The organism is Pseudomonas sp. MF08817, from assembly GCF_059862705.1.
On the sequence record NZ_JCBCUY010000070.1, the window covers coordinates 1 to 8706 of the forward strand.

At 51.9% G+C, this 8706-nt stretch carries 13 protein-coding genes; 3 read left to right on the plus strand and 10 right to left on the minus strand.

Going from position 1 to position 8706, the window contains the following annotated elements; genetic code table 11:
- Positions 1 to 550 precede the first annotated feature (550 nt).
- Entirely contained in the window at positions 551 to 1375 is an 825-nt protein-coding gene (gene repM, locus AC19YR_RS24160; protein ID WP_024265234.1) for a replication initiation protein RepM, read from the plus strand.
- 50 nt (positions 1376 to 1425) lie between these two features.
- Here repM and AC19YR_RS24165 read toward each other — a convergent pair whose 3' ends face one another.
- The 6 genes from AC19YR_RS24165 to AC19YR_RS24190 all read right to left on the minus strand — a co-directional run bounded on the left by AC19YR_RS24165 (position 1426) and on the right by AC19YR_RS24190 (position 4126).
- Positions 1426 to 1860, minus strand: coding sequence for a hypothetical protein (locus AC19YR_RS24165; protein ID WP_024265235.1), 435 nt, complete (start codon positions 1858 to 1860; stop codon positions 1426 to 1428).
- 46 nt (positions 1861 to 1906) lie between these two features.
- Positions 1907 to 2194 carry a type II toxin-antitoxin system YafQ family toxin gene (locus tag AC19YR_RS24170; protein ID WP_024265236.1) on the minus strand — a complete coding sequence of 96 codons (288 nt, stop codon included), beginning with the start codon at positions 2192 to 2194 and terminating at the stop codon, positions 1907 to 1909.
- On the minus strand, positions 2181 to 2444 hold the full coding sequence (locus tag AC19YR_RS24175; protein WP_024265237.1) for a type II toxin-antitoxin system RelB/DinJ family antitoxin: 264 nt from the start codon (positions 2442 to 2444) through the stop codon (positions 2181 to 2183). The genes AC19YR_RS24170 and AC19YR_RS24175 overlap by 14 nt, the downstream gene beginning before the upstream one ends.
- Before the next feature lie 77 nt (positions 2445 to 2521).
- On the minus strand, positions 2522 to 2812 hold the full coding sequence (locus AC19YR_RS24180) for a helix-turn-helix domain-containing transcriptional regulator (protein ID WP_024265238.1): 291 nt from the start codon (positions 2810 to 2812) through the stop codon (positions 2522 to 2524).
- A gap of 572 nt (positions 2813 to 3384) precedes the next feature.
- A complete protein-coding gene (locus tag AC19YR_RS24185; protein ID WP_024265239.1) occupies positions 3385 to 3543 on the minus strand; it encodes a hypothetical protein in 159 nt (52 codons plus the stop codon).
- A 19-nt stretch (positions 3544 to 3562) separates the two neighbouring features.
- On the minus strand, positions 3563 to 4126 hold the full coding sequence (locus AC19YR_RS24190; RefSeq protein WP_024265240.1) for a recombinase family protein: 564 nt from the start codon (positions 4124 to 4126) through the stop codon (positions 3563 to 3565).
- A gap of 361 nt (positions 4127 to 4487) precedes the next feature.
- On the opposite strand from AC19YR_RS24190, the gene AC19YR_RS24195 reads away from it, so the two are divergent.
- Positions 4488 to 5264: a hypothetical protein gene (locus AC19YR_RS24195; RefSeq protein WP_070413663.1), complete on the plus strand. Its 777-nt coding sequence runs from the start codon at positions 4488 to 4490 to the stop codon at positions 5262 to 5264.
- 65 nt (positions 5265 to 5329) lie between these two features.
- Positions 5330 to 5995 carry a cell envelope integrity TolA family protein gene (locus AC19YR_RS24200; protein ID WP_070413662.1) on the plus strand — a complete coding sequence of 222 codons (666 nt, stop codon included), beginning with the start codon at positions 5330 to 5332 and terminating at the stop codon, positions 5993 to 5995.
- A 253-nt stretch (positions 5996 to 6248) separates the two neighbouring features.
- Here AC19YR_RS24200 and AC19YR_RS24205 read toward each other — a convergent pair whose 3' ends face one another.
- From AC19YR_RS24205 to AC19YR_RS24220, 4 genes are all read right to left on the minus strand, one after another.
- Entirely contained in the window at positions 6249 to 6446 is a 198-nt protein-coding gene (locus AC19YR_RS24205; RefSeq protein WP_048403037.1) for a hypothetical protein, read from the minus strand.
- A gap of 68 nt (positions 6447 to 6514) precedes the next feature.
- Positions 6515 to 6781 (minus strand): type II toxin-antitoxin system RelE family toxin, encoded by a 267-nt coding sequence (locus tag AC19YR_RS24210; RefSeq protein ID WP_048403039.1) that lies wholly within the window; start codon positions 6779 to 6781, stop codon positions 6515 to 6517.
- Complete coding sequence (gene relB / locus AC19YR_RS24215; RefSeq protein WP_048403041.1) at positions 6765 to 6992, minus strand: type II toxin-antitoxin system RelB family antitoxin; 228 nt, start codon at positions 6990 to 6992, stop codon at positions 6765 to 6767. The genes AC19YR_RS24210 and relB overlap by 17 nt, the downstream gene beginning before the upstream one ends.
- A gap of 106 nt (positions 6993 to 7098) precedes the next feature.
- Complete coding sequence (locus tag AC19YR_RS24220) at positions 7099 to 7533, minus strand: hypothetical protein (RefSeq protein ID WP_048403042.1); 435 nt, start codon at positions 7531 to 7533, stop codon at positions 7099 to 7101.
- Positions 7534 to 8706: the final 1173 nt, after the last annotated feature.

An 8706-nucleotide genomic window follows, 5' to 3' on the forward strand; every position in this document is an offset into this window, starting at 1 on the left:
CGTCGAGCGATGCCCGTCCAGGGAGGGATGGCCGAGCTCGATTCTCCAGAAGGTAGCTGGTGACACGAGTGTTGAGCCCACCCAACTAGGGTGACGGAAATTTCTGGGGTTCCGGCTTACATCCCCATAAAGGGAGGGATTTGTTGTCATATACGCGCCACGAAGATCTCTTTGCTTCGAGAAAAGAGGTCAGTGATAGTGATAAATCCTGCGTCGCTGCCTGCCTTAAAGTGTCCGAATAGTCATGAAATCCGCAAGCTCGGCGCTTATTCATTCCTTGTTCGTTATGTGAGGGAAAAATGGCTGTGGGTAACTCGGACTAATGCTTTTAATGCTTTTAATGCTTTTAAAAGCTTTTAGTCGGGCTGTATGCCACGTATTACGTGGCATACAGCCTCCATAAAGGGACAGATTTGCGGTCATAAAGGGACAGATTTGCGGTCATAAAGGGACAGATTTGCGGTCATAAAGGGACAGATTTGCGGTATTAAGGGACTTGTATTAAATAGTCCTTTTTATGCTATGGTGGATCTCCCCACGAGGACTACTGATGGCTGAGAAAAGCGAAGTTGTTGTCAAATCTAACCGGCTTGTCGAAGCTAGCTACCGGCTCAACCTGGTCGAACAACAAATCATCCTGTTTGCCATCAGTCGTAGTCGCGACGAACAGCTGGGCCTTTCGCCAGATAAGCCAGTCACGATTGCAGCGAGCGATTTCGCTCAGGCATTCGGGACCAACGAAACCAAGGTTTACGGACAACTTAAAGAAGCGATGGGCGACCTGTTCGACCGCTCGGTGACGATCTATGACACCGATCCGGACACCGGTAAGGACCGTACTGTCACAACCCGATGGATCAGCGACAAGGCTTACATCGACGGAACAGGCCGAATTCAGTTGACGTTCGCCCCTCGGGTGATCCCCTACATCACACGTCTCGAGTCCGAGTTCACGTCATACCGTTTGGAGAAAATCAGTGGCATGTCGAGCGTTCACGCTGTACGGCTCTACGAGCTACTGGTGCAGTACCTCACAATCGGAAAACGCGAGTTGGCACTCGCTAATCTGCGCGAAAGTCTCGGCCTTACCAACGAATACAAGGCAATTAAGGACTTTAAAAAGCGAGTCCTAGATACAGCCGTGGCACAAATCAACGAATACAGCGATATTCGTGTGAGCTACACACAGCGCAAGACCGGACGCACCGTCACCCATCTGATCTTTGCCATCAAACCAGAACCAACATCCGTGCCGGTGAAGCAAAAGCTTGGCAAGCTGACAGACGCTGAGGTTGCCAAACGCGCTCGTCCTGGTGAGAGCTGGGAAGCAGCACATGCCAGACTCAACCAGATCACCTTGGCACTGGCTGAATGACTGGATTGATGTACGTGGGTCGGACTGGGTTTAGATCGTCACCGTCGAGACTAATCGGCCAGTCCGGCCAGTAGATCGGAAAAAGACTTGGCAGGCCCGGGTAATTTTGGCTTTCCCGGGGTTGGCGCTTTTTCAGGTTGAGGCTCAGGGTTGTGCTCAATAAGGCGTTGCTCAGCATTATCAAGGCGTAGCTTCTCGATCTCTTGCCGCAATGGCTCCACCGCTTCAGCGACGGCCTTTGCCACCGCCCTGGCGATGATCTCCCCGAGGTCGCCAGTCACTGTGACGCCGTGTGACATTTCCACTGTGACGCTCTGTGACGCTGGCTCGAAAGCACCGTACACACGCAGTAACTCCGCGGTGTCGATATAGCGACGTCCATCGGACTCTAAGCCATATGATATACGGCCTTCGGTCATTGCCCGGTATATGGACCGGCGCGTTCTGCCGATCAGTGACGCGGCTTCATCTATGGTGTGACGCATGGTGCTCTACCGTCATATGACGCGTCACACTCTTTAGCCTGGCTGGTCATAGGCTCAGCTCGCTGTGTGATCCGAGTCGCACAAGCTGCAAGCGCTCATCGTCGGGCTTGCAGTAGATCAGCAGCCAATCCGGTTTGATATGGCAATCCCGATGGTCTTTCCAGTTACCAGTCAGAGCATGATCCCGATGTTTTTCCGGCAGCGGTTTGTCATTCATCAGGGCAGTGACAATCTTGATGAACAGGCCGCCCGGCTCCAAGTCAGCTCGATGCGGCCCCTTGGCCTCTCGCTTAAAATCTCGCTTGAACTGACTGGTTCTCTCAATCGTCCGCATGCAAATCCGCCATCAGATCATCAATGGTGGCGAACTTTTGCAGCTTTCCGCGCCGCGCTTCTTTCATCGCGGCAACGGTTTTGGCGTTGGGCACCAACGGCTCGAATGGCAGCGCCTTTTCCTGCGCTATACGGGTCATCATCATGCGGAAAGCATCGCTAACCGTTAAGCCCATTGTCGCAAGTACTGCAGCGGCTTCTTCTTTGATGTGCTCATCGATACGAGCACGAACGACAGCATTTGTGGACATGGGTAGTCCTCCTATATTGGGCCACAGTGTAGCTCAATATAAGGGTCGCGCATGGTTTTGTGCCGTCACGTGACGCGTCACTGCGTTCTTGCAGTCACGGATAAACTGACCCCCAGCACGTGTAGCACTTTCATCAAGCGATAAAGGTCCGGATCGCCATGGGTACCAAAGAGCTGCTCCAGATCTGCCACGGTGATCCCGGTCAGACTCGCCATTTTGGCCGCCCCAAATGCGCTGATAGCCACACCTATGGAGGCCACAATATGAGCGGCATGGCCGGTCGCTAAAGCATCCGCAATAAACACGGCCCTGGTTTCTGGATTGGTTAACGCCGCCCCTGGATCGTAGATCGATGGCTTTTTTTGCACCCTTTCCGCCTCTCTTTACACCAGCTCTATACCCGTTTTGCACCTGGTCTGCACCCACCCTGCACCCACCCTGCACCTCTTTTGCACCTTACCTGCCATCGACTGGCCACGGTCTTCGACCTGAATGATTTTTACGCCCTTTGAAGAGCCAGATTTTCCCCCTTAACAGGGTCAAAATCTCAATACACATCACGCACCTCAGGCGATGGAAAAAACCTTTATTTTTCAAAAATTTATTAAAAACTAATAATTCTTTGACGCTATACAGTTGTGATACAAAACAAATGATTTAGCCCACAAAACCTGGAGAATTTTGTATAGCACTTGTTATACAACTGGTGCCCAAATGGCCAAGTAACCATTTCGCGCCCGCGAAACTTTCCATTGAGCCGCAGGCGAATGGACAAGCTGTGAAGTGGGCCGGTAGGCCTACTTCACCTATCTTGCCCGCCTATTCAGCCGACTTAATCCGTTGCGCCTGCTGTTCTTTTTCCGTTCTCGTGCCTTTTTCTACCGTTCTTTTGGGGTTGTTTTGCATACGCTCAGCCGTTGTTTAAGGCGTCGGTCCTCTGCTACTGCAGTACAGCAGCCGCCAACAGCCGCTTGCGCGCCTCCTGAGCGCGCCGGGTCTCGTCATCGACTTGGCGGGTGACGTAGAGCGGCAGCGCCAGGCACTCGTCCTGGTCGTCGCCCGGCTCAATAAATCGCGGTACCGAATCCGTGCTGTTCATCCTGTCTCTCCCGTTCTACCTATTGAGGCAGTGCGCGGTATAGCGTGGCTCGATGAACGCCTAGGAGCCGTGCAACTTCGGAAACCGATTGCCCCCCGTCGATCAGCTGTCGTGCATGGGCGATCTGTTCTGGGGTTAAAACAGGTTTTGGGCCGAATCGAACGCCTTTAGCTTTGGCAGCAGCACGGCCAGCACTGGTGCGCTCACCAATGAGGGATCGCTCAAAGTCAGCAATGCCGGCGAAGATCGTTAACACCATACGCCCAGCTGGAGACGTCGTATCGGCCCAAGGCTCAGCAAGCGAACGCAGACCTGCACCTAAGGTTTTGAGTCGTTCTGCAATGTGGAGCAGGTCGGTGGTTGACCTGGCCAAGCGATCCAACCGCGTCACAGTCAGTACATCACCAGGGCGAAGGTGATCGAGCAGCCGACTAAGTTCGGGGCGGTCTTGCTTGGCCCCACTGACCTTCTCTTCAAAAATCCGCTGACAACCGTTTTGCCCTAAAGCGATCCGTTGCTGCTCCAGCTCCTGACCTTGCGTCGAAACCCGAGCGTAGCCAATCTGCTGTCCTGCATTTTCCATGGGGACACCTGTCGCATTAGTCGTTGCAGGTAATCTAGCACCTGCGACTGACTTATGCGACAGACGAAAGCCCTCAGAACCTGACGATGCGCGTGTGTCGCATAACTTAGGATTAAAGCGACAGCGATGAGGCGCTCAGCGTGACAGCCCCCCCTCCCACAACCGCTGCTGCTAGAATGCTGTCAGCTAAGAATTGAGGCTCGGAAAAGTCTACGAAATTAGTGGCGACACATATAGACAAAGTTTGCTGCCTACTTCGGGTCGGATTAAGTCGTTCGCTTTGCTCTCCGGAGCTACGTGCACAGCCTTTTAACCTGATCGTTAGGCGCAGCAGAGTATTAGGGCATTTAGGAGTTACCAAGTGAAGATCACATCTGTCGCAAGTATTGCATCCATGGCTCTCATAATTACCGGGCTTGCAAATGCTGCTGACGAAAGGCTTCTTGAACAGGGGAACTCGATTTATTTCTGCGAAACGCCGGAGGATGCAAGTGGTCTCGTTAAGACTTACTCAACTGCTGACGACACCTCTGTTCGCGACTATGTCCAAAGTAAAGGAGAACAAGGTTGCGGGAGGTTCCCCCCGAGAGCAGAACTTAAATTTTATATTTTACATAGTACTGAGCATGGCGGGATCGTTAAAATTCGCTTAGAGGACAACTCCGAATACTGGATTGATGCGCAGCAAGCAAAAGATCAGATCGCAGATAATGATCAGCGGCAGGAGTATAATTCGCGCCAAGAAGCAGCCCGGATGCAAAAAATTCGAGAAGATCAAAAAGAGCTTAAGGGAAATAAAAAAAATACCACCGAAGTCACGGCCTATAATAATTTTCCAAATACAATTGAGTTCATAAAAACAAAATCGATTCAAAGAATTTCAGATTGCATGTCTTTATCTGGTGAGATTTCAAAGTACAAGCCAAGCATGAAAGATGAGATTTTTAATATCCTTGCCACGCAATGGGCTTTAATTGAACACTATAGAGGCAAGCCGGCAGTGAATCTAGTCAAGCAAGGTCTTCAAAATTCTTATTTTGAAATTACCCAAATCGGTTTAGAGCAATTTGCAACACGCTCTGATTGCGCCAGTTTTAATGGTGATGTATCGAGCTGGCTTCGAAGCGCGAAGCGCTGAGTTAAGATTCGCAATCTGTAGTTTTTATCTGAAATCAACTTAACGCAATAATTAAGAGATTATGCATGATGAGGTCAATAGTACTATTATTATTAATAATAACCGTAAGCGGTTGCGCGACCACTTCTAACACTGAACAGATTGTTAACAGAGGAGAGCCGTTCGATTTTTTAAAGAGTGATGCACCTGAGTGCATATATCAGTCTGCTTACCCAGACGTGCTTGCTCGCGTCCCAGTAGACAAACAATGTCTAACAAAAAAGTATCCAAAGTGCATAAGTGATTTTGGCTATGACATTAATTGGAGTTGCGTTTTTAACTCGGCCAAATCAAATCAAGTCGCACAAGAGAAGACCAAGCAAGAGGCCGCAGCAGAGTACCGACGTCAGGTTTTAGATAAATATCAAAAATATTTGGACTCTCCAGAAGGCAAAGCTGAAGAATCTGCCATGCAAGCCCAACAAAAAGAATTAAAGCAGCAGCAGGCTAATGAGCAAAAAGCACAAGAGGCGTACAACAAAAAACTAATAAACTCATGCAATTATTTTCTAAGCGATATTCTCAACAAGAAAAACCTTAAACTTAAAGAAATAAGTATTTTGAATGCTGTAGAAACGATGCCTAACGTGGTCATGTGCACATTTCAAGTAACAAACCCTGGAGTTTATGTGGATTTACCAAAAATTTTAACAATAACTGGAAACACTCAGAATGGTGCTTATGAATATTGACAGTTAAGCTCTAGAGCCAAGTCGATCCCTGTATAGAGTAATTTTACTATTTCTGTAGCTCCTAAAAATTTCGTTAGTTTGTTGCCTGCCACAATAGCTGGCGAGGGCATGAGCACGGTTGTGGCGGTTGGATTTTGAGCCCAAGGCGATTAGTGCTCTTTGTTGTCTTTGTAGGGTGAGTGATCGCGTGCTGCTGGATTTTGTCCATGTCTGGGAACCAGGGATTTACCATAAGCGGCGTTATTCGAACTGCTTAGTACTTGTAATCCGGCAACGGCTCGTCATCACTCAGCCAGCCCAAAATATAACGCGACACGGCGCCATCCATTTCCTGCGATGCGGCCGATACCGCACTCAACAACACCCAACCAGCTTTGAGGTGGCTATTCACCATGCTTTGCTGAGTCAGCTCACGCACTTGCTTTACATCACCAATCAAAAAATCAGCCATCGGTATTACTCCTTGTAGTGATGGCACAGTGTAATCAGTTGGCGGAAGGGTGGGTGGATGGCTTTTAGTTACCGGTAAACCTCACGGCGGTTGCCCAGTTGCACCACCAAAATCCGCAAGGCGCCGTCCTGGATGTCGCAAATCACCCGGAAATCACCGACGCGATACCGCCATAACCCACCCAGTGGGCCGGTGAGGGCCTTACCCGTGCTGCGTGGGTCATCGCGGCCGACGATGCGTTCATCCATAAAGTCGAGGATGCGCTTGGCCGCCTGTTTGTCGAGCTTGCGCAACTGGGTCTTGGCCGTGTCGGTGTAATCAATCGTCCAGACCAAGGTCTTTCCTTACGTCCGCTGCCGAATGCACGGCTTCCTGACCTTTACGAACCCGCTCCAGGACTTCCGCCGCAAGGTAGTAATCCTCCAAGTCGGTCAGGCCATGGTCGATGATTTCGCGCAGGTAATAGGCTTTGGTGCGCCCGGTGCTGCTCGCCAAAAAGTCGAGACGTTGCTCGGTTTCAGGCGCCAGGCGGATGGAAGTGGCCATGTCGTAGCCTCCTATGTGATACGTGTATTCATTATATCACAACTGGTCCCTTATTAGGGACCAGCACCGGATAAGGCTGGCCGGGGAGCCCGTGTAATCACCTGCTTTACTGGACTGACAAACCTTCAGCACGAATACGCAGAGCCATGACGGTCCTCGCCGATAACGCACGTAATCCCTCATTGTGAAAAATCAGGTGCGCTCGATGCGGCTTGGTTTCCTCGTCCCAATGCTGCAGATCCTCCAGTCGAAACTGATGCTTGCCCTGGTAGGTCGCAGCGAGGTCCGCCGCCAAACCACGGGCAGCCTCTCCAGGCGTGGCGATGGTCCACCCGATGATGTCGGCCAGCTGTTCGCCTGGTGATCGTGGTGTCACGCCCTGGGCGGCGTTGCAGGCAAAGTCGTTGTAGAGCTGAGCGCCCAGCTCGGGATCGTCCGCAGGGTTTCCCGGGCACAGCCGCGGCTCCCAAGGAAGCACGTAGGTCGATTGGCCGAGAACGTCTTGCCGGACGTAGTCCGAGGGTTTGGCTAAACGCTGCATAAGGTTTGCTCCCAGGCGAAAATCGCATGGTAACGCGTCCAGAGCGGCCTTAGCCGCTCTGATAAACCGCCGGCGAAGACGGCGGAAACAGCCGGACAGACACCACCCGAGCCCACGAGGGGGGTGAGGAAAAATGGCCCCCAGGCCAAATTTTTCCGTTCTGCCCTGGTGCAGCCCGTCCAGGGCGAAACCAGGGTGCGCAGCATCCGGCCGCACCGCTTGCGTGCGCGTCAGGTGAAACCGGACCAACCTGGATTCGCGATGGAGCAGTCGAGAAAGGGACAACGGACCGCAACGAGACGTCGCGCAATGGCAGAATGCAGGTTGGTCCGGCTTTGCCGGGCGCGCACGCGGGTGAATTTTCGAGACAAGCCCGTCCAGGGCGCAGGAGAGGAAAGAGGGTGGAGGCTCGCGCAGCGAGTCGGAAACCCTAAAAGCCTTACGGGGCGCTCCCCCGTAAGGCTTGGGCGTCCCGCAGGGCGCCCATGACAGACCGAAGGGATGGAGCGTTATAGATCTGTTTCAGCGGTGTATGACCTATTAGTCGTTCTATTGGCTTTTCTATTGCTGCAGTTATTGCTTTAGCAATAGAAGGGCCATAGGAAAGGAACAAAAGAACAAAAGAACAAAAATCCAAAAGCATTCGCGCTACGCGCTCACCCAGCTCGACCCCCTGAGGGGGGCCCCACTCCCTGGAATCAGATCCAGAGCGAATGCTTGCACAGACAAGATTAATAGCAACATCACTTTATCAGGACGACACTGAAATCCGGCTCGCTGTTATCCCCTGATTACTCGCCTTTGTCGTCTGTGAGCCCGCAGCAGGCGTTTGGATGATCCTTGCTAGCAGAGGCGTCACAGCGCTCCTTGGAGCGCATAAACAAAGTCTCCAGCCGGCAGGCTGGGCATTATTACCGGAGGGGGAGCCACGAAGTGGGGGAACCCCGTAGGGGTGCCCCGGCAGAGCCGCGCTTTTTACTTTTCCCTTTTTAAACCTTTGAGGTCGTCTAGACGCCTTATGTTATGTGGCCTGTAGTGTTCATAAAGGGGTTGTACGCCGGAATCCCAGAAATTTCCGTCAGCCCAGCTCCAGTCCCGCCACGAGCGCATCCAGGTCGATGAACTTGCCGTCAGTCTGGAAGGTGTAATGCCCGTTCAGCAGGATGTGCCGCC

Bases quoted from the DNA above. Each gene is read 5' to 3' on its own strand.
- AC19YR_RS24175 (WP_024265237.1), bottom strand. From the start codon at position 2,444: ATGTCCACAAATGCTGTCGTTCGTGCTCGTATCGATGAGCACATCAAA.
- AC19YR_RS24170 (WP_024265236.1), bottom strand. From the start codon at position 2,194: ATGCGGACGATTGAGAGAACCAGTCAGTTCAAGCGAGATTTTAAGCGA.
- repM (WP_024265234.1), top strand. From the start codon at position 551: ATGGCTGAGAAAAGCGAAGTTGTTGTCAAATCTAACCGGCTTGTCGAA.
- AC19YR_RS24205 (WP_048403037.1), bottom strand. From the start codon at position 6,446: ATGGCTGATTTTTTGATTGGTGATGTAAAGCAAGTGCGTGAGCTGACT.
- AC19YR_RS24165 (WP_024265235.1), bottom strand. From the start codon at position 1,860: ATGCGTCACACCATAGATGAAGCCGCGTCACTGATCGGCAGAACGCGC.
- AC19YR_RS24220 (WP_048403042.1), bottom strand. From the start codon at position 7,533: ATGCAGCGTTTAGCCAAACCCTCGGACTACGTCCGGCAAGACGTTCTC.
- relB (WP_048403041.1), bottom strand. From the start codon at position 6,992: ATGGCCACTTCCATCCGCCTGGCGCCTGAAACCGAGCAACGTCTCGAC.
- AC19YR_RS24200 (WP_070413662.1), top strand. From the start codon at position 5,330: ATGATGAGGTCAATAGTACTATTATTATTAATAATAACCGTAAGCGGT.
- AC19YR_RS24190 (WP_024265240.1), bottom strand. From the start codon at position 4,126: ATGGAAAATGCAGGACAGCAGATTGGCTACGCTCGGGTTTCGACGCAA.
- AC19YR_RS24185 (WP_024265239.1), bottom strand. From the start codon at position 3,543: ATGAACAGCACGGATTCGGTACCGCGATTTATTGAGCCGGGCGACGAC.